The sequence below is a fragment of the Acidovorax sp. 56 genome, from assembly GCF_002749705.1.
Taxonomy (GTDB): domain Bacteria; phylum Pseudomonadota; class Gammaproteobacteria; order Burkholderiales; family Burkholderiaceae_C; genus Acidovorax.
In genome coordinates this window covers 1,391,181-1,415,675 of sequence record NZ_PEEV01000001.1, presented here as the reverse complement: position 1 = coordinate 1,415,675, position 24,495 = coordinate 1,391,181, and the positions used below count along the sequence as shown (strand labels likewise).

The 24,495-nt window shown below is 64.5% G+C and carries 22 protein-coding genes; 4 read left to right on the top strand and 18 right to left on the bottom strand.

Going from position 1 to position 24,495, the window contains the following annotated elements; all coding sequences use genetic code 11:
- Positions 1 to 4 precede the first annotated feature (4 nt).
- Positions 5 to 703, top strand: a complete 699-nt coding sequence (gene bluB, locus CLU88_RS06170; RefSeq protein WP_099655838.1) for a 5,6-dimethylbenzimidazole synthase — start codon at positions 5 to 7, stop codon at positions 701 to 703.
- Positions 704 to 753: 50 nt separating this feature from the next.
- On the opposite strand, the gene CLU88_RS06165 is transcribed toward bluB, so the two are convergent.
- The 5 genes from CLU88_RS06165 to CLU88_RS06145 all read right to left on the bottom strand — a co-directional run bounded on the left by CLU88_RS06165 (position 754) and on the right by CLU88_RS06145 (position 4,985).
- Positions 754 to 1,617 (bottom strand): TIGR00730 family Rossman fold protein, encoded by an 864-nt coding sequence (locus CLU88_RS06165; RefSeq protein ID WP_099655837.1) that lies wholly within the window; start codon positions 1,615 to 1,617, stop codon positions 754 to 756.
- A gap of 97 nt (positions 1,618 to 1,714) precedes the next feature.
- Entirely contained in the window at positions 1,715 to 2,098 is a 384-nt protein-coding gene (gene crcB, locus CLU88_RS06160) for a fluoride efflux transporter CrcB (protein ID WP_099658686.1), read from the bottom strand.
- 65 nt (positions 2,099 to 2,163) lie between these two features.
- On the bottom strand, positions 2,164 to 3,468 hold the full coding sequence (locus tag CLU88_RS06155; RefSeq protein ID WP_099655836.1) for a TRAP transporter large permease: 1,305 nt from the start codon (positions 3,466 to 3,468) through the stop codon (positions 2,164 to 2,166).
- A gap of 14 nt (positions 3,469 to 3,482) precedes the next feature.
- A complete protein-coding gene (locus tag CLU88_RS06150) occupies positions 3,483 to 3,992 on the bottom strand; it encodes a TRAP transporter small permease (protein WP_099655835.1) in 510 nt (169 codons plus the stop codon).
- A 9-nt stretch (positions 3,993 to 4,001) separates the two neighbouring features.
- Complete coding sequence (locus CLU88_RS06145; protein ID WP_099655834.1) at positions 4,002 to 4,985, bottom strand: TRAP transporter substrate-binding protein; 984 nt, start codon at positions 4,983 to 4,985, stop codon at positions 4,002 to 4,004.
- Between the two features lie 177 nt (positions 4,986 to 5,162).
- On the opposite strand from CLU88_RS06145, the gene CLU88_RS06140 reads away from it, so the two are divergent.
- Genes CLU88_RS06140 through CLU88_RS06130 form a run of 3 tightly spaced genes read left to right on the top strand, consistent with a single transcriptional unit; the run spans position 5,163 to position 10,457 of the window.
- The gene (locus tag CLU88_RS06140; protein WP_099658685.1) at positions 5,163 to 5,735 is read left to right on the top strand and encodes a winged helix DNA-binding protein; all 573 of its coding nucleotides are present in this window, start codon (positions 5,163 to 5,165) and stop codon (positions 5,733 to 5,735) included.
- 55 nt (positions 5,736 to 5,790) lie between these two features.
- On the top strand, positions 5,791 to 6,795 hold the full coding sequence (locus tag CLU88_RS06135) for a TRAP transporter substrate-binding protein (protein WP_233205385.1): 1,005 nt from the start codon (positions 5,791 to 5,793) through the stop codon (positions 6,793 to 6,795).
- A gap of 2 nt (positions 6,796 to 6,797) precedes the next feature.
- Positions 6,798 to 10,457, top strand: a complete 3,660-nt coding sequence (locus tag CLU88_RS06130; RefSeq protein WP_099655833.1) for a hydantoinase B/oxoprolinase family protein — start codon at positions 6,798 to 6,800, stop codon at positions 10,455 to 10,457.
- Between the two features lie 197 nt (positions 10,458 to 10,654).
- Here the strand turns inward: CLU88_RS06130 and mnhG are convergent, their stop codons facing one another.
- The 13 genes from mnhG to CLU88_RS06065 form a co-directional block, all read right to left on the bottom strand.
- Entirely contained in the window at positions 10,655 to 11,026 is a 372-nt protein-coding gene (mnhG, locus tag CLU88_RS06125; RefSeq protein WP_099655832.1) for a monovalent cation/H(+) antiporter subunit G, read from the bottom strand.
- A complete protein-coding gene (locus tag CLU88_RS06120; protein WP_099655831.1) occupies positions 11,023 to 11,301 on the bottom strand; it encodes a K+/H+ antiporter subunit F in 279 nt (92 codons plus the stop codon). Before CLU88_RS06120 ends, mnhG begins: the two co-directional genes overlap by 4 nt.
- Positions 11,298 to 11,798 (bottom strand): Na+/H+ antiporter subunit E, encoded by a 501-nt coding sequence (locus CLU88_RS06115; protein WP_099655830.1) that lies wholly within the window; start codon positions 11,796 to 11,798, stop codon positions 11,298 to 11,300. Before CLU88_RS06115 ends, CLU88_RS06120 begins: the two co-directional genes overlap by 4 nt.
- Entirely contained in the window at positions 11,795 to 13,543 is a 1,749-nt protein-coding gene (locus CLU88_RS06110; RefSeq protein ID WP_099655829.1) for a monovalent cation/H+ antiporter subunit D, read from the bottom strand. Before CLU88_RS06110 ends, CLU88_RS06115 begins: the two co-directional genes overlap by 4 nt.
- Positions 13,540 to 13,926 carry a Na+/H+ antiporter subunit C gene (locus CLU88_RS06105; protein ID WP_099655828.1) on the bottom strand — a complete coding sequence of 129 codons (387 nt, stop codon included), beginning with the start codon at positions 13,924 to 13,926 and terminating at the stop codon, positions 13,540 to 13,542. Before CLU88_RS06105 ends, CLU88_RS06110 begins: the two co-directional genes overlap by 4 nt.
- Complete coding sequence (locus CLU88_RS06100; RefSeq protein WP_099655827.1) at positions 13,926 to 16,880, bottom strand: monovalent cation/H+ antiporter subunit A; 2,955 nt, start codon at positions 16,878 to 16,880, stop codon at positions 13,926 to 13,928. The genes CLU88_RS06105 and CLU88_RS06100 overlap by 1 nt, the downstream gene beginning before the upstream one ends.
- Positions 16,881 to 17,049: 169 nt before the next feature.
- Entirely contained in the window at positions 17,050 to 17,451 is a 402-nt protein-coding gene (locus CLU88_RS06095; RefSeq protein WP_099655826.1) for a helix-hairpin-helix domain-containing protein, read from the bottom strand.
- Between the two features lie 49 nt (positions 17,452 to 17,500).
- Positions 17,501 to 18,658 (bottom strand): lipopolysaccharide assembly protein LapB, encoded by a 1,158-nt coding sequence (gene lapB / locus CLU88_RS06090; RefSeq protein WP_099655825.1) that lies wholly within the window; start codon positions 18,656 to 18,658, stop codon positions 17,501 to 17,503.
- The gene (locus CLU88_RS06085) at positions 18,648 to 18,977 is read right to left on the bottom strand and encodes a lipopolysaccharide assembly LapA domain-containing protein (protein WP_099655824.1); all 330 of its coding nucleotides are present in this window, start codon (positions 18,975 to 18,977) and stop codon (positions 18,648 to 18,650) included. Before CLU88_RS06085 ends, lapB begins: the two co-directional genes overlap by 11 nt.
- A 228-nt stretch (positions 18,978 to 19,205) precedes the next feature.
- Positions 19,206 to 19,535 carry an integration host factor subunit beta gene (locus CLU88_RS06080; RefSeq protein ID WP_099658683.1) on the bottom strand — a complete coding sequence of 110 codons (330 nt, stop codon included), beginning with the start codon at positions 19,533 to 19,535 and terminating at the stop codon, positions 19,206 to 19,208.
- A 165-nt stretch (positions 19,536 to 19,700) separates the two neighbouring features.
- Entirely contained in the window at positions 19,701 to 21,527 is a 1,827-nt protein-coding gene (gene rpsA, locus CLU88_RS06075) for a 30S ribosomal protein S1 (protein ID WP_255408839.1), read from the bottom strand.
- 33 nt (positions 21,528 to 21,560) lie between these two features.
- Complete coding sequence (locus CLU88_RS06070; RefSeq protein WP_099655822.1) at positions 21,561 to 23,603, bottom strand: bifunctional 3-phosphoshikimate 1-carboxyvinyltransferase/cytidylate kinase; 2,043 nt, start codon at positions 23,601 to 23,603, stop codon at positions 21,561 to 21,563.
- Complete coding sequence (locus CLU88_RS06065; RefSeq protein WP_099655821.1) at positions 23,604 to 24,488, bottom strand: prephenate dehydrogenase/arogenate dehydrogenase family protein; 885 nt, start codon at positions 24,486 to 24,488, stop codon at positions 23,604 to 23,606. It lies immediately after the preceding gene.
- Positions 24,489 to 24,495 lie beyond the last annotated feature (7 nt).

Sequence of the window (24,495 nt, the reverse complement as noted above, 5' to 3'; positions counted from 1 at the left end):
ACCCATGTCCGCAACAGAGCCCACCACGCCCACCGTTCCAGCCCAGCCCTACACCGAGGCCGAGCGCCGTGCGGTGTACCGCGCCATTGACGAGCGGCGCGACATGCGCCACTTTGCGGGCGGTGCGGTGGCGCCCGAGGTGCTGCAACGGCTGCTGCGGGCGGCACACCACGCGCCCAGCGTGGGCTTCATGCAGCCGTGGCGCTTCATCCGCATCACACGCCCTGCGCTGCGCCAGCAATTGCACGAGGTGGTAGAGGCCGAACGCCTGCTCACCGCCGATGCGCTGGGTGTGCGGCGCGAGGAGTTCATGCGGCTCAAAGTACAAGGGGTGCTCGACGCTGCCGAGCTGTTGGTGGTGGCCCTGGCCGATGGGCGCGAGGCCCACATCTTTGGCCGTCGCACGCTGCCGCGCATGGACTTGGCGTCTGCCGCCTGCGCCATCCAGAACCTGTGGCTGGCCGCCCGCGCCGAAGGGCTGGGCATGGGCTGGGTGTCGATTTTTGACCCGGCTGCCGTGGCCGCCCTGGTGGGCATGCCAGCAGGGGCCGAGCCCATTGCGCTGCTGTGCCTGGGGCCGGTGCATGGCTTTTACGAAGAGCCCATGCTGCAGCAAGAGCGCTGGGCACAGCGTGCACCGCTGGCCAGCGTGGTGTTTGACGATGCGTGGGGCGTTGCGTCGTCCGTGGTTTCGCCAGAATAGGACGGGCCCTTGTAGCCCAGCCCTGTCTCGGGGCTGGGTAGCGGTGGCGCTCAGAGTTGGTAGAACGCCTTGATGTAGTCCCAGGCTTCCTGCGGGTCGTCGGTGTAGTGGAAGAGCTTGAGGTCTTGCGCCGAGATGGTGCCTTCTTCGACCAGCGCCTCGAAGTTGATGAGCTTCTTCCAGAACGCGGTGCCGCACAGCACGATGGGCACAGGCTTGGCCTTGCCGGTTTGCACCAGCGTCATCACTTCAAACAGCTCGTCCAGCGTGCCAAAGCCGCCGGGGAAGGCGACCAGGGCCTTGGCGCGCATCATGAAGTGCATCTTGCGCAGCGCGAAGTAGTGGAACTTGAAGCACAGCGAGGGCGTGATGTAGGGGTTGCCGCTTTGCTCGTGGGGCAGGGCAATGTTCAGGCCCACGTTCAGCGCGCCTTCGTCGTGCGCGCCGCGGTTGGCGGCTTCCATGATGCCGGGGCCGCCGCCGGTGCAGATGTACAGGCGCTCGGACTCGGGCTTGCCATTGCTGTATTGGGCGACCAGGCGCGAGAACTGGCGGGCCAGGTCGTAGTGCTGGGCATTGCGCACGGCCTGCTTGGCGCGGGCAATCAGCGCGGTGTCGCCATTGGCCTGGGCATCGGCCAGTTGTTTTTGCGCGGCTTCGGGGTCGACAAAGCGGGCGCTGCCAAACACCACCACGGTGTTTTCAATGCCCTGGTCGGCCTGGCCCAGGTCGGGCTTGAGCATTTCAAGCTGAAAGCGGATGCCGCGTGTTTCGCGGCGGAAGAGGAACTCAGGATCGGCAAAAGCCATGCGGTATGCGTCAGAGTGCAGTGGGTTGCCGTTGGTGGCGTGTGTGTGCAGATCAGCCCAGGCATCGGCCAGGCGGCGTTCGTTGAGTTGGGTGTTGGCTTCCATGGTCTGTGTCGTCAAGGTGATCGGTCTTGCGGGCGCGGCCGCATGCAGTAGGGAGTATGAGAAGGTTTGAGTTAAATGGGGCTCTAGCGCACAAATATCAAGCGCGAGAAGCTATAAAAAATGTAGCGCTTTGCATGCCCAGCACCGTGAGCAACAGTGAGCCCAGCAGGTGCACTGTCGTGGTGCCCAGGGCCAGCAGGTAGCGCTGTTGTTGCAGCATGCCGACCACCTCAGCAGAGAAGCTGGAAAAAGTGGTGAGCGCCCCTAAAAAGCCAGTGACCAAGGCCAGGCGCCAGGCTGGGTCCAGTTGGGGCAGGGCCTGGAACACCGCCACGCACACACCGATGAGGTAGCCGCCGACCAGATTGGCGGCCAGCGTGCCCCAGGGAATCAACCCCCCCGGGTTCAGCCACAACCCCAGGCCCCAACGGGCCAGGGCCCCCAGGCAGGCACCCACGCAGATCGAGAAAACTTGCAACATGCCGCGACTGTAGCAGCGCGGCATGTCACCCATTGCATGCGCCTGAGGCGTTCTTGCGTACTGCCTCAGCGCACGGACATCTGCTGCGGAAGCCAGGTCACGATGCCGGGGAAAACGTAGATCAAGGTCACAGCGCCGCACATGAGCAAGAACATGGGAAGTGCTACCTTGGCGATCCACGGCAGCTGGCGGCCCGTCATGCCTTGCAGCACAAACAGGTTGAAGCCAACGGGCGGTGTGATCTGTGCCATTTCGACCACCAACACGATGAAGATGCCGAACCAGATGGTGTCGATGCCCGCCGCTTGCACGGTGGGCATCAGCACGCCCATGGTCAGCACGACCATCGAGATGCCGTCCAGGAAGCACCCCAGGATGATGTAGAAAATGGCCAGAGCCACGATGAGCTGGGCTTGGTTCAGCCCCAGCGATGCAATCCACTCGGCCAAGTGGCGGGGCAGTCCGATGTAGCCCATGGCCAGGGTCAGGAAGGCGGCCCCCGCCAGGATGAGCGCAATCATGCAGTACAGGCGCGTGGCGCCCATCAGCGATTCCTTGAATGTGCCCCAGCTCATCGAGCCCTGCACCGCAGACAGCACCAGCGAGCCGACTACCCCTACGGCGGCCGCCTCGGTGGCCGTGGCAAAGCCGGTGTAGATGCTGCCCAGCACAGCGGCAATCAGCAGCACCACCGGGATCAGGCTGCGCGACTCAGAGAGTTTTTGCATGAAGGTCATGCGCACATCGGCAGCGGGTACCTGCTCGGGGTGGCGCAGCGCCCACACGATGATGTAGCCTGAGAACAGCGCCGCCAGCAGGATGCCCGGCAGCACGCCTGCGATGAACAACTGCGAGATCGACACCTCGGCCGATACGCCGTACACGATCATGATGATGGAGGGAGGTATCAACAGCCCCAGCGTGCTGGCCCCCGCCAGCGTGCCCACCACCATGTGCTCGGGGTAGCCACGGCGTGTCAGCTCAGGCAGCGTCATCTTGCCGATGGTTGCGCAGGTGGCGGCGCTAGAGCCCGACACGGCCGCAAAGATGGTGCAGCCCACCACGTTGGTGTGCAGCAGGCGGCCCGGTAGGGCCTGCACCCAGGGGGCCAGGCCCTTGAACATGTCTTGCGACAGGCGGGTGCGAAACAGAATTTCCCCCATCCAGATGAACAAGGGCAGGGCTGTGAGCGTCCAACTGGAGGCGCTGCCCCAGATGGTGACGGCCATGGCATCGCCCGCAGGGCGGGCGGAGAAGAGCTGCATGCCAATCCAGGCAACGCCTGACAAGGTCAGCCCGATCCATACGCCGCTGCCCAAAATCAGAAACAACGAGAGCACCAGCAGGCCGGTAATGGCGATATCACTCATGGTGTGTCCCGGGGTTATTCGTTGCGCAGGGCTTCGCCAGACGAGGTGTCTGCGCGTCGGCCCAAAATTTCCAGCACCAGCTCATCCAAGAAGGCGATGGCCAGAACCACGGTGCCCAGGCCCATGGCGATCTGCGGAATCCACAGGGGCGTGGCGTCGCTGCCGGTAGAGATGTCGTTGAACTCGTACGACTGCCAGGCGAGCTTGCAGCTGTACACCGCAAACAGCATGGCCAGCAGTGTGGCAATGGCCAAAGCCCAGACTTCAAACGCCTTCTTGGCCTTGCCTTTGAGGACGTTGAGCAGCAGCGTGACGCGGATGTGTTCGCCGCGCTTGAGTGTGTGCGCCAGGGCCAGAAAGCCCGCGGCAGCCATCAGGTAGCCCGCATAGGCGTCGGTGCCTGGCACATGGAAGTGCATTTGCCGGCTGATGATGGACAGCAAGACCATGCCCAGCAAGCCCACCATGAAAAGCGCCGCCAGGGCGGCGGCGCTGTTGTAGATGAAATCCAGTAAGCGGCGCATGGTGCAGACTTATTTGCGGTACGCGTCCACCAGGGCCTTGCCATCCGGCCCGGCTTTTTCCAGCCATTCCTTGAGCATGGCATCGCCCACCTTGGCCATGTCGGCTTTCAGAGCGGCGGGGGGCGCTTCAATGCTCATGCCGTTGGCCTTGAGCTTGGCAATGGTGTCGGTGTTGACTTTGGCGCTTTGGGCCCAGCCACGGGTTTCGGCGTCCGCTGCGGCCTTGAGCAGTGCGTCCTGCGATGCCTTGTCCAGCGCATCAAAGGCCTTCTTGTTCACCATCACCGCGTTCTTGGGGAGCCAGGCCTGCGTGTCGTAGTAGTACTTGAGGCTTTCGTACAGCTTGCTGTCCACGCCAGTGGCACCAGAGGTCATGGTGGCTTCCACCACGCCGGTGGCCAGGGCTTGCGACAGCTCGGCTTGCTGCACCGTGACGGGTTGAGCGCCCACCAGCTCAGCAATGCGCGCTGTGGCAGGGCTGTAGGCACGCCACTTGATGCCCTTGAGGTCTGCCGCACTGGCCAGCGGCTTCTTGGTGAAGATGCCCTGGGGTGGCCATGGCACCGAGTACAGCAGCTTCATGCCTTGCTCACCCAGTTTCTTGTCGAGGAAGGGCTTTTGCGCGTTGTAGAGCTTCTTGGAGGCGTCGTAGCTGTCGGCCAGGAAGGGCAGGCCATCGGCGCCAAAAAGTTGCCATTCGTTTTGGAAGTTGGCCAGCAGGATTTCGCCCATCTGCGCTTGTCCGCCTTGCACGGCACGCTTAATTTCGGGGGCCTTGAACAGTGCCGCGTTGGCATGCAGCGTGATCTTGAACTTGCCCCCGGTGGCCTTGTCCACATCGCTGACCAGCTGGGCCAGATTTTCTGTGTGGAAATTGGTGGCGGGGTAAGCCGTCGCGAGATCCCACTTGGTCTGAGCAAAGGCCGTGGTGGCCGACATGCCGCAAGCCAGGGCCAGGCCCAGCGTGGTGATAGAAAAGGTTCGACGCTTCATGGGAGATCTCCGCGAGGTTGAGGTCAATGAAAAGTGACGTGCCACTGTATCGGATGCCTGTGGTGGCGTGCTAGGTGTTTGCCTGAACGTCAACAAAATGGCATCAAATTATTGTCAACGTGCCTACAATGAAACGGCATGCACATCTTGTGCCAGATGAAGTTTGAGAGGGTTTTCATGCCAGCCAAGCCAGCCGCCGTTGCCAAATCCAAGACGCCGCAAGCCCTCAAGACCCAGCGCAGGGCAGAGTCTGGCCCCATTGTTTCGTCGGCCCATCTGGTGTCGGCCCGCAGTGCCGAGATGAGCGAGTTTGAGTTTGGGCTGATCGTCTCGGGCAACGCCTTTCACCGCTGGGTGGTGCATTGCATGGCGGCCGCTGGCCTCAAGGACCTTACGCCGCTGGATGTGTTGGTGCTGCACCACGTCACGCACCGCGCGCGCGACAAGCGCCTGGCAGACATCTGTTTCATCATGAATGTGGAAGACACGCACTTGGTGAATTACGCCCTCAAAAAGCTGCAAGGCCTGGGCGTGGTGGCCTCGCACAAAAGCGGTAAAGAAGTGACCTATGCTGCCACCGACCTGGGGCGATCGCATGTGCAGCGCTACCGCGATATCCGCGAGTCGTGCCTGATCGATGCGCTCAAGGCCGACGACGCACTGAACAAAGACATTGGGGAGCTGGCCCGATTGCTGCGTGTGCTCTCGGGCATGTACGACCAGGCCGCACGCTCGGCCGCGTCTTTGTGAGATAGGGCCGAAGCAAGGCAGGTTCGATTTTGATTCGTTAATTGGGAGCTATGGGATGCAACGACGTGAGATGCTGGGTACGGTGATGGGTGCCCTGGGGGCTGTGGGTGTGATGGGCGTGGGTGTGGGGGATGCGAGGGCTGCGACCCAGTGGAAGCTGGCCACGGGCTACAAGCCAGAGACGCTGCACACGCAGAACATTGAGCAGTTTGCGCGCGATGTGGAGAAAGCCACGGCAGGGGATTTGAAGATTGCGGTGCACCCCAACAACAGCCTGGTCAAGCTGCCAGAAATCCTGGGTGCGGTGCAGTCGGGCAAGGCCGAGGCGGGTGAGATGCTGATGTCGGCCATGGTCAAGGATGTGCCGTTGGCGGGGGCTGACTCGGTGCCTTTCATCGTGTCCTCCTACAAAGACGCCCATCGCCTGTGGCAGTACCAATCCCCCTTGCTTGAAAAGCACCTGATCGATGAAAAGGGCGTGGTGCCGCTGTATGCCGTGCCTTGGCCTCCGCAGGGGCTGTTTACTGTGAAGCCTGTGCGCACCAAGGCAGATTTTCAGGGCCTGAAAATGCGCACCTACAACGCCACCACGGTGCGCATTGCCGAGCTGTTGGGTGCGCAAGCGGTGGATGTGCCCACGGCAGACATCCCCAAGGCCCTGGCGTCCGGGCAGATTGACTCCATGATCACCTCGTCGCTCACGGGCGTGGAAAGCCAGATCTGGACGCACACCAAGTACTACTACGAGCTCAACGCCTGGATTCCGAAGAACCTGGTGTTTGTGCAGAAGAAGGCGCTGGATGCTCTGTCGCCCGCCACGCGCAAGGCCGTGCTGGAGGCCGCAAAGGCCGCCGAAGAGCGCGGCTGGGCCTTGAGCGAGGCGGCACTGCGGGCGTCGGTGAACGAGCTGCGCAGCCACGGCATGACGATTGACCGCATCTCGCCCGAGCTGAGCAAAGACATCAACCGCTTTGGTGAAAAATTTTCGCGCGAGTGGGTGCGCACCGTGGGCAACGACGCCACGCGCTTGTTTGTTCCCTTCTACACACAGGCACCCTGAGCATGTCGTCTTCTGCACCCTTGATGCCTTTGCGCTGGCAGTTCTGGATCGACCGTGGCGGCACCTTCACCGACGTGGTGGGCCGACGCCCCAACCCGGATGGATCGTTCACGCTGGTCACGCACAAGCTGCTGTCCGAGAACCCCGAGCAATACAAGGACGCCGCTGTGGCGGGCATTCGCCACCTGCTGGGTTTGAAGCCCGGCGAGGCGGTGACGCCCGAGCTGGTGGAGTGCGTGAAGATGGGCACCACCGTGGCCACCAACGCGCTCTTGGAGCGCAAGGGCGAGCCCACGCTGCTCATCACCACCAAGGGCTTCAAGGATGCGCTGCGCATCGCCTACCAGAACCGCCCCCGTTTGTTTGACCGGCGCATCGTGCTGCCCGAGTTGTTGTACGAGCGCGTGATCGAGGCGCAGGAGCGCATGGGTGCTCAGGGCGAAGTGATCGAGCCGCTGGACGAAGCCCACCTGAAGGAACGCCTGTGGGCCGCCTACGACGCGGGCCTGCGCAGCGCGGCCATCGTGTTCATGCACGGCTACCGCTACGCCGCACACGAAGAGGCTGCAGCCCGCATCGCGCGCGAAATCGGCTTTACGCAGGTGAGCGCATCGCACGCCACCAGCCCCATGATGAAGCTGGTGAGCCGGGGTGACACCACGGTGGTGGATGCGTACCTGTCGCCCATCCTGCGCCGCTATGTGGACCAGGTGGCGAGCGAGATGCCGGGCGTGAAGCTGTTCTTCATGCAATCGTCGGGTGGCCTCACCGATGCGCAGGTGTTCCAGGGCAAGGACGCGATCCTCTCGGGCCCTGCAGGCGGCATCGTCGGCATGGCCCGCACCGCCGGGCTCGCGGGCCATGACAAGGTCATCGGCTTCGACATGGGGGGCACCAGCACCGACGTGAGTCACTACGCAGGCGAGTTCGAGCGCGAGTTCGAGACCCAGGTGGCGGGCGTGCGCATGCGCGCCCCAATGATGAGCATCCACACCGTCGCGGCCGGTGGCGGCTCCATCCTCGGTTTTGACGGCGCACGCTTCCGCGTCGGCCCCGAAAGCGCGGGCGCCAACCCCGGCCCCGCCAGCTACCGCCGGGGCGGCCCGCTGGCCGTGACGGATGCGAACGTGATGGTGGGCAAGATCCAGCCCGCGCATTTCCCACAGGTGTTTGGCCACGGCGCCAATGAGGCGCTGGACGGCGATGCCGTGGCGCAGAAGTTTGACGGCCTTGCCACGCAGACCGGGCGCAAGGCCGAGGATGTGGCCCACGGCTTTATCCAGATCGCTGTGCAGCAGATGGCCAACGCCATCAAGAAGATCAGCGTGGCACGCGGCTACGACGTGACGCGCTACACGCTGCAGTGCTTTGGCGGCGCGGGCGGCCAGCATGCTTGTTTGGTGGCCGATGCCCTGGGCATGACACGCGTGTTTGTGCACCCGCTGGCGGGTGTGCTTAGTGCCTACGGCATGGGCCTGGCCGACCAGAACGTGATCCGCGAACAGGCCGTGGAAACCAAGCTCGTACCCGAGGCGCTGGCAGGCATTGAGGCCACGCTGGAGCAACTGGCCACCACCGCCCGCACCGAGCTGGAGCGCCAGCAGTCGGGCAGTGGCACGGCTGTGGTGCACCGGCGGGTGCATGTGCGGTATGAGGGCAGTGACTCGGCACTCATCGTGCCGCTGGGTTCCTTGGCCGAGATCACGGCAGCGTTTGAACAGGCGTACCGCCAGCGTTTCGCCTTTTTGATGCAAGGCAAGGGGCTGGTGGTAGAGGCTGTGTCGGTCGAGGCCGTGGTGCCCGGCGACGCGCCCGTGGAGCCGCGCCACGCACTGCAGCCCGCGCGCGAGGTGCCGCGCCGCAGCGCCGTGCGCATGTACACCGGTGGCGTGGATGGCATTGCAGCCTGGCACGACGCCGCCCTGGTGGTGCGCGAGGATTTGCACCCTGGCGACGTGATCCCCGGCCCGGCCATCATTGCCGAGAAGAACGCCACCACCATCGTGGAGCCCGGCTGGGAGGCCGCGCTGACCGACCTGGACCACCTGCTGCTAACGCGCCGCGTGGCGCGCGCCGTGCAGCATGCCGTGGGCACCACGGTGGACCCGGTGCTGCTGGAGGTGTTTAACAACCTGTTCATGAACATTGCCGAGCAGATGGGGCTGCAGCTGCAGAACACGGCGTACTCGGTGAACATCAAGGAGCGCCTGGACTTCAGCTGCGCGCTGTTCGATGCCCAGGGCAATCTGATTGCCAACGCTCCGCACATGCCCGTGCACCTGGGCTCGATGGGTGAGAGCATCAAGACCGTGATCCGCGAGAACACCGGCAAGATGCAGCCGGGCGATGTGTTCGTGCTCAACGACCCGTACCACGGTGGCACGCACCTGCCAGACATCACGGTGATCACGCCGGTCTACCTTGCCGACGAGGCCGCGCCCACGTTCTATGTGGGCAGCCGAGGGCACCATGCGGATGTGGGGGGAGTTACGCCGGGATCCATGCCTCCGTTCTCCACGCGCATCGAGGAAGAGGGCGTGCAGATCAACAACGTGAAGCTGGTCGAGCGCGGCGTGCTGCGCGAGGCGGAGATGATTGCGCTGCTGCAAAGCGGCGAGTACCCGAGCCGCAACCCCCAGCAGAACATGGCCGACCTGCGGGCGCAGATCGCCGCCAACGAAAAAGGCCAGCAGGAGCTGCGCCGCATGGTGGCCGAGTTTGGCCTCGATGTGGTGCAGGCTTACATGCGCCATGTGCAGGACAACGCCGAAGAGTCCGTGCGCCGCGTCATCACGCGCCTGAAGGATGGTGCGTTCACGCTGCCGCTGGACAACGGCGCGCAGATCAGCGTGGCCGTGAAGGTGGATGCAGCGAGCCGCAGCGCCACCATCGATTTCACCGGCACCAGCGCGCAGCAGACGAACAACTTCAACGCGCCCACGGCGGTGTGCATGGCGGCGGTGCTGTATGTGTTCCGCACGCTGGTTCATGATGACATTCCTCTCAATGCCGGGTGCCTCAAGCCGCTCAACGTGATCATTCCGCCGGGCAGCATGCTCAACCCCAACCCGCCAGCCTCGGTGGTGGCGGGCAATGTGGAGACTTCGACCTGCATCACCAATGCGCTGTATGGCGCCTTGGGCCTGATGGCGGCGGGGCAGTGCACCATGAACAACTTCACGTTTGGCAGCACGCGCTACCAGTACTACGAGACCATCTCGGGCGGCAGCGGCGCGGGTGGCGTGTGGGATGCCAGCGGGCAGCTCACTGGCGGTTTTGCAGGCACCAGCGTCGTGCAATGCCACATGACCAACTCGCGCCTGACGGACCCCGAGGTGCTGGAGTTCCGCTTCCCGGTGCGGCTGGAGGGCTACGAGATCCGCAAGGGCTCGGGCGGCGCCGGGCAGTACAAGGGCGGCGATGGTGGCATTCGCCGTGTGCGCTTTTTGGAACCTATGACGGCCAGCATTCTGTCCAACGGCCGCCACCATGGCGCGTTTGGCATGGCGGGCGGCCAGCCGGGGGCTGTGGGCATCAACAAGGTGGTGCGCAGCGATGGCCGGGTGGAGCTGCTCGACCACATCGGCCAGGTGCAGATGCAGCCGGGCGATGTGTTTGAAGTCCACACGCCGGGTGGCGGCGGCTTTGGCACGCCTCGGTGATTTTGGAGCGGCTCACACAACGCCCCTGGCGTCGTTGTCCCGTCTGGTCGTACCCTTGTACTGCCTGCGACGGAACGCCTAGCCAGGGCCGCTTCGCTGGGTTGTGTTAGCCGCTCTTGATGAAAATGGCTGCTAGCGCTTGCCAATAAAGCGCTAGAAGCTATTGAATTGATAGCAATTGCCCGAGGGCCTCGGCCTCAAGCGCTTTTCTTGGGGCTGCCAGGCGGGGCGCTCAGGCTGGGGGGCACGTTCTTGCCAGCCTGGCGCGCCCTGAACAGGGCCGCACGCATCAGGAAGATGGTGGTCACCGGCACGGTGATGGCCACAAACACGGCGATCAGGATGGCGTGCAGGGCCAGCTCGCCATCGTCCACCGAGAAGTACAGCACCGTGCCGTGCACGATGCACCAGCAGCCCATGGTGGCAATGATGGAGGGCGTGTGCACGCGCTCAAAAAACGTGGGCAGCCGCAGCAGCCCCAGCGAGCCCAGCAAGGCCAGCCCCGCGCCCAGCAGCACCAGCGCGGCCACCAGCACCTCCAGCCACAGCGGCAGGGCGTGGGCGTTCATTCGATCACCTCGCCGCGCAGCAGAAACTTGGCCATGGCCATGGCGCCCACAAAGCTCAACACCGCCAGCAGCAGGGCGGCCTCAAAGTAGTTTTTGCTGCTGTAGTGCAGGCCCAGCACCAGCATCAGCAGCATGCCGTTCAGCGCCATGCAATCGAGCGCCAGCACCCGGTCTTGCGCCGAGGGGCCTTTGAGCACGCGGGCCAGTGCGCAGCCCATGGCCAGCACCAGCATGATGAGGGCCACTGGCAGGGCCCATTGCAGCACGGGGTTCATTCAAAAATCTCCATCAGGGGGCGTTCGTAGCGCTGTTGGATGTGGGCGGTGATGGCAGCGGCGTCGTCCAGCTCCAGCACATGCAGCAGCAGGGCACTGCGGTCCAGCGCCAGCTCGGCCCAGGCGGTGCCAGGGGTGATGCACACGATCATGGCCAGGGCGGCCAGGGCGTTGGGGTCGCGCAGCTCCAGTGGAATGCGCACAAACCCGGCCGGGTGGCGACGCCGCCCGGGCGCCAGCAGCAGCCGGGCGACGGCCAGGTTGGATTGCACGGTGTCGGCCATCACCGTGAGCATGAGCCGCAGCACGGCCCCAGGGCGGCGAATGCGCACGGGCGTGGGCCGCAGGCCTGCGGTAAGCACCGGGATGGCCAGCGCCAGCAGGCCGCCCAGTAACACATGCCCGGCGCTGAGCGAGCGGTTGAGCAGCAACCACATGCCCAGCAGCGCCAGGGACAGCAGTGGGGCAGGGAGCAGTTTGTGGAGCCAGTGCTTCATGGCTGGCCCCCTGGCACTGAACCTTGGCGCCCAGCGCTGGCCGGTGCGGCTTTTTGGGCAGGGGCCGGGTTGGGCTTGGGCTGGGCCGACATGACGGCCTGGATGTAGCCCGCCGGGGTGTGCAGGGCGTCGGCCGTGGCCTGGGTGTAGCGCAGCACGGCACCCGCCTGCCAGGCCAGTGCACCGCACACCACCAGCAGCGCGGCCACGGGCAGGCCCTCCAGCACCAGCAGCTTGGGGGCGGCGCGGTCATGGGCGGCCCAGAAGTGCAGGATGCCGACCCGTGTCAGCGCCACCAGCGCTAGCAGGCCCGAGCCCACCATCAACGCCACGATGACCCAGGTGAGCGCCCCCGCCGTTGTGGGTAAGCCTGCCCCCAGCCCCAGGGGGTTCAGCAGCGCATGGATCATGGCGAATTTGCCCACGAACCCGGGCAGGGGGGGCAGGCCCGCAATGACGAGCGTGCAGGCGATGAACGCCAGCCCCAAGAACGCGGCCGCTGCGGGAATTACCTCGCCGATCAGGGCTTCCTCCTTGTCGTCCAGGTTCAGCCCCTCACTGGGCACAAGGTCGGCCGAGAGGAAGGGGGCATCGTCCGTGCGCTCGTAGGGGGCGAGGCTGTAGCCGTCGTTGCGCCAGCGGTCGATCAGGTCGGTCAGCAAGAACAGGGCACTCACGGCCAGGGTGGAGCTGAGCAGGTAGTACAACAAGCCGCCGGTGAGCGGGCTTTGGCCCAGGCCCACCGCCGCCAGCAGCGTGCCCGATGACACGATGGCGCTGAAGCCCGCCAGGTGCCCCAGGCGCTGTGAGCCCAGCATGCCGATGGCGGCAAACACCAGCGTGACCATGCCGCCGCCCACCAGCCAGGCGCTGCCAAACTGGGCCGAGGCCCCTGCGTCCGGGCTGAACAGCAGGGTCCACAGCCGCAAGATCACGTACACCCCCACTTTGGTCATGAGCGCAAACAGAGCGCCCACCGGGGCCGTGGCGGCACTGTAGGCGGGCACCAGCCAGAAATTGAGCGGCCACACGGCGGCCTTGATAAGGAAGGCCACGCCCAGGATGGCGCAGGCTGCGTGCAGCAGGCCACGGTCGCTGTCGGCCACACCGGCCATGCTGCGCGCCAGGTCGGCCATGTTGAGCGTGCCGGTGATGCCGTAGAGCATGGACACGCCAATCAGGAACAGCGACGACGCGGCCAGGTTGATGGCGATGTAGTGCAGGCCGGAGGCCACGCGCGGGCGCCCCGAGCCGTGCAGCAGCAGCCCGTAGGAGGCGGCCAGCATGATCTCGAAGAACACAAACAGGTTGAACAGATCGGCCGTGAGGAAGGCCCCGGCCAGTCCCATGAGCTGGAACTGAAACAGCGGGTGAAAGTGCACCCCGGCCCGGTGCCAGCGGGCACTGGCGTACAGCGCCGCAGCCAGGCCCACGGTGCTGCACAGCACCAGCATCATGGCCGAGAGCCTGTCGAGCGCCAGCACGATGCCAAAGGGCGCGGGCCAGTTGCCGGGCAGGTAGATGCCCAGGGTGCCTGGCATGCCGGGTTGCTTGGCTTGTGACAGCAGCAAGATGGCAATCACCAGCCCCAGCAGGGTGGAGCCCACGTTCAACAGGATCTTGGTGCGCTGCTGCTCTTCGCGCAGCAGCAGCATGAGCCCGGCGGTGAGCAGGGGCAGCACGATGGGGGCGAGGATGAGGTGCGGCATCCACTGCGCCGCCACCCAGGTGGTGATGGTGTTCATGGCAGCTCCTGGTGCGAGTCTTGCCAGTCAGGCGCGTCCTTAGCGTGGGCGCCGTCCACATGGTCGGTGCCTGCCATGCCGCGCGATGCCAGCAGCACCACCAGGAACAGCGCCGTCATGGCAAAGCCGATGACGATGGCGGTGAGGGTGAGAGCCTGGGGCATGGGGTCGGCATAGTGGGCCAGGTCTTGCGGCAGGCCGGGTTGCAGCACGGGTTCCTTGTCGATCGACAGGCCTAGGCGGCCCATGCTGAAGATGAACAGATTGACGGCATACGACAGCAGCGACAGGCCCATGATGACCTGGAAGGTGCGCGGGCGCAGCAGCAGCCACACGCCGGAGCCGGTGAGCACGCCGATGGCCAAGGCCAGAACCATTTCCATCAGCGGTCTCCTTGGTGGGTTGTGGGGGATGGGGTGGGGGGCTGCGCGGCATCGTCGTCGGCTGCGCGGGCATGAAAGCGGTGGCTGCGCACCGACTGGTGGGCAATGGCCGTGAGGATCAGCAAGGTGGAGCCGACGACCAGGGTGAACACGCCGATGTCGAAAAACAGGGCGCTGGCGATGTGCAGCTCACCCACCACCGGCAGGTGCAAATGCGCTGTGTGGCTGGTGAGGAAGGGGTAGCCAAACCACAGCGAACCCAGGCCGGTGGCCAGCGCAGCCAGCATGCCCAGACCGATCCAGCGGCGCGGGTACAGGGGCAAGTGCGCCTCGACCCAGGTGGTGCCCGAGACGATGTATTGCAGCAGCAGTGCCACCGAGAACACCAGCCCCGCCACAAAGCCGCCGCCGGGCTCGTTGTGCCCGCGCATGAAGAGGTACACGGCCACCATGGTGGCAAATGGCAGCAGCAGCCGCACCAGCACGGCGGGCACGGTGAGGTAGCCGATGGCGGTGTCCACCGTCTGGCGTGGGTTGGCCAGGTCGGTGGCCACGTCTGGGGGCAGTGCGCGTTGCTGCGGGGGCAGGTCCATCACCTCGCGCGCAGGGCGAAAGCGCCGCAGCAGCGCATACACCGTGAGGGCCACGATGCCCAGCACCACAATCTCGCCAAAGGTGTCAAAGCCCCGGAAGTCCACCAGCATCACGTTGACCACGTTGGTGCCGCCGCCTTCGGTCAGCGCGCGTTCCAGGAAGAAGGTCGAGGTGCTTTCGGGGAAGGGGCGGCTCATCATGGCCAGCGAAAGCACGGCCATGCCGCCCCCGGCGATCACTGCCACGCTCAGGTCGCGCCAGCGGCGCAGCTGGGTGCGGCGCTCTTGCGCCAGGGTGGGCACGCGCAGGCTCTCGTCCCGCTTGGGCAGCCAGCGCAGGCCCAGCAGGATGAGGATGGTGGTCACCACCTCCACCACGATCTGGGTGAGGGCGAGGTCGGGCGCAGAGAACCACAGGAAGGTAATGCACACGCACAGCCCTGCAGCGCCCAGCAGCGTGAGTGCGGCCAGGCGGTGGTATTTGGCCTGCCAGGCGGCCGCCAGGGCGCACACCCCGCCGATGGCCCACAGCAGGGCAAAAATGGGCGACAGGGGCAGGCCCGCACGCTCGCCAATGTGCAAGCCGCGCAGCCACAGGGGCCAGGTGCTGGCCACCAGGGCGGCCAACACCAGCCACAGCATTTGCCATTGCAGCCGGCGCGTGCCCAGCAGGCGCTTGCCTGCGCGGCCCGCCATGCTGGCGCGGGCCAGGGCGGCTTCAAACAGGCGTTGGCCGTTCAGGCGGTGCATCAGCGGTGGTGCGTCGATGGTGCCGCGCGTGCGCTGTTGGCGCAGCAGCAGGTACAGCGCGATGCCCCCGCCCAGGGCCACCAGGCTCATGATGAGCGGCATGTTGACCCCGTGCCAGATGGCCAGGCTGTACTCGGGCAGCTCACCGCCCACCACAGGCCGGGCTGCAGCCGCCAGATAGGCGCCCACCGACCAAGCGGGCAAGGTGCCCACCACCACGCAGGCCAGCACCAGCAGCTCCACCGGCACGCGCATCCAGTGCGGGGGCTCGTGCGGGGTCCGGGGCAGATCGGTGGCGCGGGGGCCCCAGAACACATCCACCGTGAAGCGCAGGGAGTACGCCACGCTGAACATGCCCGCCACGGTGGCGGCGATGGGCAGCAGCCACTGCAGCCAGGGGGTGGCGTCGACCAGCACGGCTTCGGCAAAGAACATTTCCTTGGACAGGAAACCATTGAGCAGCGGCACACCGGCCATGGCTGCACTGGCCACCATGGCCAGCGTGGCGGTGATGGGCATCATGCGCCGCAGGCCCGACAGGCGGCGGATGTCGCGCGTGCCGCTTTCATGGTCCACAATGCCGGCCGCCATGAAGAGCGATGCCTTGAAGGTGGCGTGGTTCATGATGTGGAACACGGCGGCCACGGCGGCCAGCGGGCTGTTGAGGCCCAGCAGCAGCGTGATGAGGCCCAGGTGCGAGGTGGTCGAGTAGGCCAGCAGCCCCTTGAGATCGTGCTGGAACATGGCGGCATAGCCCCCCACCAGCAGCGTGCACAGCCCGGCCCCGCCCACCAGCCAGAACCAGGGCTCGGTGCCGCTGAGCACGGGCCACAGCCGGGCCAGCAGAAACACCCCGGCCTTCACCATGGTGGCCGAGTGCAGGTAGGCCGACACCGGCGTGGGGGCCGCCATGGCGTGCGGCAGCCAGAAGTGGAAGGGGAACTGCGCGCTCTTGGTGAGGGCGCCCAAGAGAATCAGCACCAGCGCCGTGAGGTACAGCGGGTGCGCCTGGACTTGGGCGGCCGAGGCCAGCACCTGGTCCAGCTCGTAGCTGCCCACGATGTGCCCCAGCACCAGCATGCCCGCCAGCATGCACAGCCCGCCGGTGCCCGTCACCGTGAGCGCCATGCGCGCTCCGCGCCGCGCATCTTTGCGGTGGTGCCAGTAGCCAATCAGCAAAAACGAGAACAGGCTGGTCAGCTCCCAGAACAGGGCGATCTGGACGAGGTTGCCCGACAGCACCACGCCCACCATGGCCCCCATGAAGGCGAGAAAGAATGAGAAGAAGCGGGGTACCGGGTCGGCCGCTGACATGTAGTAGCGCGCATACAGCACCACCAGGCTGCCCACGCCCAGCACCAGCATGCAGAACATCCACGCAAAGCCGTCCATGCGCAGCACCAGGTTCAGCCCCAGCTGCGGTATCCATTCGATGCTTTGGTGCAGCACGCCGCCATGGGCGATGTCCGGGAAATACAGTGCGGCCTGCACGGTGCAAAACACGGCGATCAGGCCTGCCAGGGTGGACTCGGTGTTGCGTGCGTTGGCGGGCAGCACTGCCGCCAGCAGGCTACCCAGAAAGGGAAGGAGTAAGAGTGTGATCAGGGGCATGCCCGGCCCATTCTAGGAGGTGCATGGGCGCACCTGTGCAAAAGGGCGGTGTGGGCTTGGGCTTTTTGGGGAGGCGGAACAGCGCCTGGCACACCTGCCAGCGCCCATCCATGGGCGAATATGGGGCGAGCCCCACTCTGCCTTCTCGGCGTGCGGGCCGCCGCCTGGGTCAAGGCTTGGGCGGCATGCTGGGGCTTGGTGGCTGGCTGGGAGGGGTGCCTTCTGCCTGTTTGGAACGGGCGGCACCATGGCTGCTGCCGTCTGCTTTGGCTTTTGCCTTGGCCTGTGCTCTGGCCCAGGCTGTGGCATTGAATCGCTTGCCCTGCACCGTCATGCCGCCCGAAGAGAACTTGGTGGCGGTTTTTTCGCCAATGCCTTTCACGCGCCCAATCAGGTCGGCCCAGTCTTTGAACTCGCCCTTGTCGCGCTCTGCCAGGATGCGCTCTGACAATCCGGGGCCAATGCCGTGGATGCCGTTGAGCTCGGCCTCGGAGGCCTGGTTCACATCGACCGCCGCAAACGCTGCCGATGCAAAAAGCAGGGCGATGGAGATCAGCAGTTTCTTCAGCATGGTGGCTCCTGGATGGCTTGGCTCAGCTTGAGGGCAGGTTGCTGGGCGGTCAGAGTTCTTCCACGCGCCGCGCTGGGTAACTGTCCCAGGTCTGGCAGCCGGGGCACTGCCAAAAATGCTGGCGCGCTTCAAAGCCACAGGCCGCGCAGCGGTAGCGCGTAAGGGGCTTCACTGCGTGGTCCAGCGCACGCTGGATCTGGGGGTGGAACTCGTCATGCTCCAGCTTTTCACCGGCCAGCCACTTGGCGGCAGCCACCAGCGATCGCTCTTTGTCCAGGTGCTGCACGTAGCGTTGGCGTGCCGTGCTTTGGGTGGCCTCGTCGGCCGTTTCCATGGCCACGATGCTTTCGAGCACGTCCAGGCTGGGGGCTTGCGCGTAGTGCGCCAGCAGGCGTTGGTGCACCTCGGCCTGGCGTGCGGTGGCGTTGCCTGCTTCCACCATCAGCGGGGCGGCCAGGGGCAGGGCGGCCGGTGTGCGCTCGCCCAGCGTTTGCAAGGTGTCGAGCACGGCATGGGGCTGGCCCATGAGCTGCAACAGGCGGGCCATTTCCACCCGGGGGCGGGCGGCATCGGGTGCAGCGGCAATGGCTTGCTCCAGCAGCGCCTGGGCGCCGGGGCGGTCGCCTTGGGCGCTCAGGGCCAAGGCCTGCTCGCACAGGTAGTGGGCCTGGCGCGTGCTGAAGTCGCCCTGGTCGGCTTCGTGCATCTTGCGGGCAATGCTGGCGGCATGTGGCCAGTCGCGTGAACGCTCGTAAATGGCCAGCAGCGCCAGACGGGCCTGGGCTTCAAACGGTGTGCCTTCCAGCCGGTTCAGTGCGTCTTCGGCGCGGTCCAGCAGCCCGGCTTTCAAAAAGTCGAGTGCCAGGGCGTGTTGGGCCCGTTCACGGTCGGCGGCAATCAAGTCGCCGCGCGAGAGCAGGTGCTCGTGCACGCGCACGGCGCGGTCGTACTCGCCCCGGCGGCGAAACAGGTTGCCCAGGGCAAAGTGCAGCTCCGAGGTGTCGGGGTCGTTCTGCACGGCCTCGATGAAGGCGTCGATGGCCTGGTCTTGCTGCTCGTTGAGCAGAAAGTTCAGTCCCTTGAAGTAAGCCTTGGGGGCGCGGCGGTTTTCGGCGCGCAGCTGGCGCAAGTCAAAGCGCGATGCCAGCCAGCCCAAGACAAAGGCCACTGGCAGGCCCAGCAGCATCCAGGTGACATCAAATTCCATGGACAGGCGGGTAGTCGTTAGGGGTGGAAGCGGATGCAGTGGCTGCAGGGGCCGTGGCTTGTGTGGGTGACGGGGTTGCCGCTGCCTGCTGGGCTTGGGCCTTCAAGGCGATGTTGCGGTGCCGCCACCAGCGCGGCACCATGCCCAGCACGCCGGTTGCCAAGCCTGCGGCAAAGGCCGTGAGCACCACCAGCACCAGTGGGGCACGCCACTGCGTGCCAAAAAAGAAATGGACCGTGGCGTCTTGCTGGTTGTTCAGCGCAAACGCAAACAGGGTAAAGAAAATGGCTGCCTTGAGCAGCCACAGGAGGTATTTCATGGTGTCCCCGGTGGTGGGGCGATTCTAAGAGCTTGCCCGAGGGGTTTTCGCCGGGTGCTCTGAGGTGTGTCTGTTTGGGCAACGGTGCGCAGTCGGGCACGTTGGGCGCTGAATATTCAGCAAAAATAGGCTCTAGCGCTTGATATATAAGCGCAAGCAGCTATCAATTTTGATGTGCCTGAGGCGCTGTAGCCTGTGCCGGGTGTGGGCACGGTGTGCCGTTCGGGCTTAGCCCACTCGGCGTACAGGTGCTTCGGGCAATGCTTCTGCGGCCTCTGTGCGTTGGTCTACCGCTTCTCGCAGTGCCTTGCCTGGCTTGAAATGGGGCACGCGCTTTTCAGGAATGTGAACGGCTTCGCCGCTGCGCGGGTTGCGGCCCATGCGCGGGGGACGGTGGTTGACCGAGAAACTGCCAAAACCCCGAATCTCAATGCGGTGTCCTTTGACCAAGGCATCGCCCACCGCGTCCAGAATGGTTTTGACGGCGTATTCGGCGTCCTTGTGGGTGAGCTGGCCAAAGCGGGCGGCCAGTTCTTCAACAAGGTCAGATCGGGTCATGGAGTCTTGTGGCATGTGCGTAGTGCAAGTGCGTGTGAAACAAGTGCTGGTGGAATAAGAACGGGCGCATAAGTGACCCGCTGCACAGAGACATTCAACAATCTCCTGTGCAACGGGCGCTCATGCGCCCGGTGCCATCCGACCGGTTACCCGGTCAGCGCAGTTTTACTTTTCCGAGTTGTCCAGCTTGGCGCGCAGCAGGGCGCCCAGGCTGGTCGTGCCGGCGCTTTCGCGGGCCGATTGCTGCGACAGGCTTTGCATGGCTTCTTGTTGGTCAACCATGTCCTTTTGCTTGATCGACAGCTGGATGTTGCGGGTCTTGCGATCCACATTGACCACCACAGCAGTGACTTCGTCGCCTTCCTTGAGCACGTTGCGGGCATCTTCCACGCGGTCGCGGGAGATTTCCGAAGCGCGCAGGTAGCCCACGATGTCTTCGCCGAGGTCGATTTCAGCGCCACGGGCGTCCACGGTCTTGACCTTGCCGGTCACCGTCTGGCCCTTGTCGTTCACGGTCACGAAGGTCGTGAATGGGTCGCCGTCGAGCTGCTTGATGCCCAGGGAGATGCGTTCGCGGTCCACGTCCACAGCCAACACGATGGCTTCGACTTCTTGGCCCTTCTTGTAGTTACGAACAGCGGCTTCGCCGGTTTCGTTCCACGACAGGTCGGACAGGTGCACCAGGCCGTCGATGCCGGCAGCCAGGCCCACGAACACGCCGAAGTCGGTGATCGACTTGATAGGACCCTTGACGCGGTCGCCGCGCTTGGTGTCCTGGGCGAATTCTTGCCATGGGTTGGCCTTGCATTGCTTCATGCCCAGGCTGATGCGGCGCTTGTCTTCGTCGATTTCCAGAACCATGACTTCGACTTCGTCGCCCAGCGAAACCAGCTTGGCGGGAGCGATGTTCTTGTTGGTCCAGTCCATTTCAGACACGTGCACCAGGCCTTCGATGCCGGGTTCGAGTTCGACGAACGCGCCGTAGTCGGCAATGTTCGTGATCTTGCCGAACAGGCGGGTCGATTGTGGGTAGCGGCGGTTCACGCCCATCCATGGGTCGTCGCCCATTTGCTTCAGACCCAGCGAGACACGGTTCTTTTCGGTGTCGAACTTCAGGATCTTGGCGGTGATTTCTTGGCCAGCGGTCACCACTTCGGAAGGGTGACGCACACGGCGCCATGCCATGTCGGTGATGTGCAGCAGGCCGTCGATACCGCCCAGATCCACGAACGCACCGTATTCGGTGATGTTCTTGACCACGCCTTGAACGATGGAGCCTTCCTTCAGGGTTTCCATCAGCTTGGCGCGCTCTTCGCCCATGGAGGCTTCCACCACAGCGCGGCGGCTCAGCACCACGTTGTTGCGCTTGCGGTCCAGCTTGATGACCTTGAATTCCATGGTCTTGTTTTCGTACGGCGTCAGATCCTTGATCGGACGTGTATCGATCAGCGAACCGGGCAGGAATGCGCGGATGCCGTTGACCAGGACAGTCAGGCCGCCCTTGACCTTGCCGCTGGTCGTGCCAGTGACGAATTCGCCGGATTCCAGGGCCTTTTCCAGGCTCATCCAGGAAGCCAGACGCTTGGCGGTGTCACGCGACAGGATGGTGTCGCCGTAACCGTTTTCGATGGAGCCGATGGCCACCGAAACGAAGTCACCGACTTGGACTTCAACTTCGCCCTTGTCGTTCTTGAACTCTTCCAGCGGCACGTAGGCTTCGGACTTGAGGCCAGCGTTCACGACCACAAAGTTGTGCTCAACGCGCACGACTTCAGCGGTGATGACTTCGCCTGGGCGCATTTCCGTACGCTGCAAGGATTCTTCAAAAAGGGCGGCAAAAGATTCGGACATGTGTTTCCTTGCCACAAACAGGATTCCAGTAGCACCATTGCTACTGTTTTTATAGCTGCTTGCGGTGGTTTTTTGCGGTGTGACCGCGGTTAGGTTAAAGATCCAGGCCACCGGTGCGCTGGCGCGCGAGAGGGGCGGCATGGGCCTGTGGCAACGCCTTGCGGCTTTGCCGAATCAACCCTGTGCAGAGGCTGCAAAAGGTTGACGCTCCAGCCACCAGGCAAGTACCTGTTCGACGGCTTGTTCAATCGTCAAAGAGGAGTTGTCCAGCACCAGAGCATCCTGTGCGGGCTTGAGAGGTGCCACGCTGCGGGAGCTGTCCCGGGCGTCGCGCGCTTCCAAATCTGCACGGAGGTCGTCGATATTAGCCTGAAAACCCTTTGAAATCAACTGTTTATGGCGACGCTCTGCGCGGCAGGCCGCGCTGGCCGTCAAAAACACCTTCAAAGGGGCGCCTGGGAAGATCACGGTGCCCATGTCGCGCCCATCGGCCACCAGGCCGGGCAGGCGCTGAAAACTGTGCTGCAGGTCAATCAAGGCTGCGCGCACCGCAGGCAAGGCGGACACGCGGGATGCGTTCATGCCCGCTTCTTCGGTGCGAATGGCTTCGGTGACATCTTCAGTGCCCAGCAGCACATGGCCGTTGTCAAAGCGCACGGGCAGGGTTTGGGCCAGTTGGGCAATCTGCGCTTCATGCGCAGCATCAATGTGTAGGCCTGCTTGCAACGCGGCATAGGCCGTGATGCGATACATGGCGCCGGAGTCGAGGAAGCCGTAGCCCAGGCAGCGGGCCAGTTCGGCGGCCACGGTGCCTTTGCCAGAGGCCGTGGGGCCGTCGATGCAGATCACCGGGATGCGCGCCGTGGGCAGCGTGGTGGTGCCCAAGAAGGCCTCGAAATACTCTGGGAAGGTCTTGGCCACGCACTTGGGGTCTTCAATGCGCACCGGCAACTTGGCGGGATTGAAGGCGGCCAGCGAGAAGCACATCGCCACCCGGTGGTCGTCGTAGGTGTGGATGCTGGCGGCTTTCCAGTCAGCGGACTGGGCGGGAGGCGTCACGCGGATGTAGTCCGCACCTTCCTCCACCGTGGCGCCGAGCTTGCGCAGCTCGGTGGCCATGGCGGCGATGCGGTCGGTTTCCTTCACACGCCAGCTGGCAATGTTGCGCAAGGTGGTGGTGCCTTCGGCATAGAGGGCCATCACGGCCAGTGTCATGGCCGCGTCGGGGATGTGGTTGCAGTCCAGGTCAATGGCTTTGAGGGGCCAGGTGCCGCGCTGCACTTGCAGCCAGTTGGGGCCGCCGGTGACCTGTGCACCCATGGCCTGGGCCGCTTCGACAAAGCGAATATCGCCCTGGATCGAGTCGAGGCCCACGCCTTGTATCTTGATGCCGGATTTGGCATCTTTTTGGCCAGTAGCGCTAGTCGCTATTGTTCCAAGCGCTATGAAATAGCTAGCGGAAGATGCGTCCGCCTCGACGTGGATGCTGCCGGGCGACTGGTAGCGGCTACCCGCTGGAATGGTGAAACGCTGCCAGTTGTCGTGGCTGACGTGGATGCCAAACTGCGCCAGCAACTGCAGGGTGATGGCGATGTAGGGCTTGGAGATCAGCTCCCCCACAACCTCGATGTGCACCGCCTGGGTGGTGGCCACCAGGGGCAGTGCCATGAGCAGCGCGGTGAGGAACTGGCTGGAGACATCGCCGCGCACCTGGATGGGGTGGTGCAGCGCCAGGGCTGGCACCCCTTGGGCGTGGGCGATGCGCAGCGGGGGGTAGCCCGGGTTGCCGAGGTAGTCGATCTGGCAGCCGAGCTGGCGCAAGGCGTCCACCAGGTCGCCAATGGGGCGCTCGTGCATGCGGGGCACGCCCGAGAGTTCAAACTCGCCACCCAGCAGGGCCAAGGCTGCGGTGAGCGGGCGCATGGCCGTGCCTGCATTGCCCATGAACAGGGCTGTGGGCGAAACTGGCTTGCGGCCGCCCAAGCCCGTGATGTGCACGGTGCTTCCTGCTTCCACCACCTCGCAGCCAATCTTGCGCAGGCCGTCGAGCATCACGCGTGTGTCGTCTGACGCCAGCAGGTCATGCACGGTGGTGGTGCCCAGGCTCAAGGCCGCCAGCAACAGCACCCGGTTGGAGATGCTCTTGGAGCCCGGCAAGAGAACTTCACCCCCAGCAGCGTCGAGAGCGGGGAGGTCCAGGAAGGCGGTAGTGAACATTTAGCGTGGTTTGGAGGTGCGTTGGGCGCCCATGCGCCAGTGGGCACGGGTTTCGCTGGCAAGGGTCAGCATGTCTTCCAGGGCCTGTGAGTTGCCGTTGGCAATGGCTTGCTCAAGCTGCGCCAGGGCTTGTTGAAAGACCTTGGATTGCGCCAGCAACTCTTCACGGTTGGCCAGCATGATGTCGCGCCACATCTTGGGCTCGCCAGCGGCGATGCGGGTGAAGTCGCGGAACCCAGGGCCTGCCAGTGACAGAAACTCGTCGCCTTCGGGCTGCCCGGTCAGGCTGTTCATCATGGCAAACGCCAGCAGATGGGGTAGATGGCTGACGGCGGCGAAGGCGGTGTCATGCGATTCAGGCGACATGCTGCTCACGCGGCAGCCAATGGCTTGCCACACCTCTTGCGCTTGCAACAGCTGTGCAGTGAGGGTGCGCTCTGTAGGGGTCAAAATGACCTGGCGGCCGTAGTACAGCTCTGCATCTGCATGCTCTACGCCGGCCACTTCGCGCCCGGTGATGGGGTGCGCGGGCACGAAAGAGCCCACCTGGTCACGCAGCGCACGGCGCGCGGCCTGCACCACATCGGCCTTGGTGGAGCCCACATCCATCACCAGCATTTGGGGGGTGACCAAGTGCTTGATGGCCTTGAGGGTGGCTTCGGTGGCAGACACGGGAACCGCCACCAAAACAATGTCTGCCCCAGCCACTGCCAGCAAGGCCGAGGGCGCTTCGACATCGATGACGCCCATCTGGCGTGCGCGATCGGTGGTGGAGGGGGACTTGCTGTAGCCCACGACCCTTTTGACCAGACCCGCCTTTTTCAGCGCCAGCGCAAAGGACCCGCCCATGAGGCCACAGCCAATCAGTCCAAGTTGTTCAAACATCGCGAGC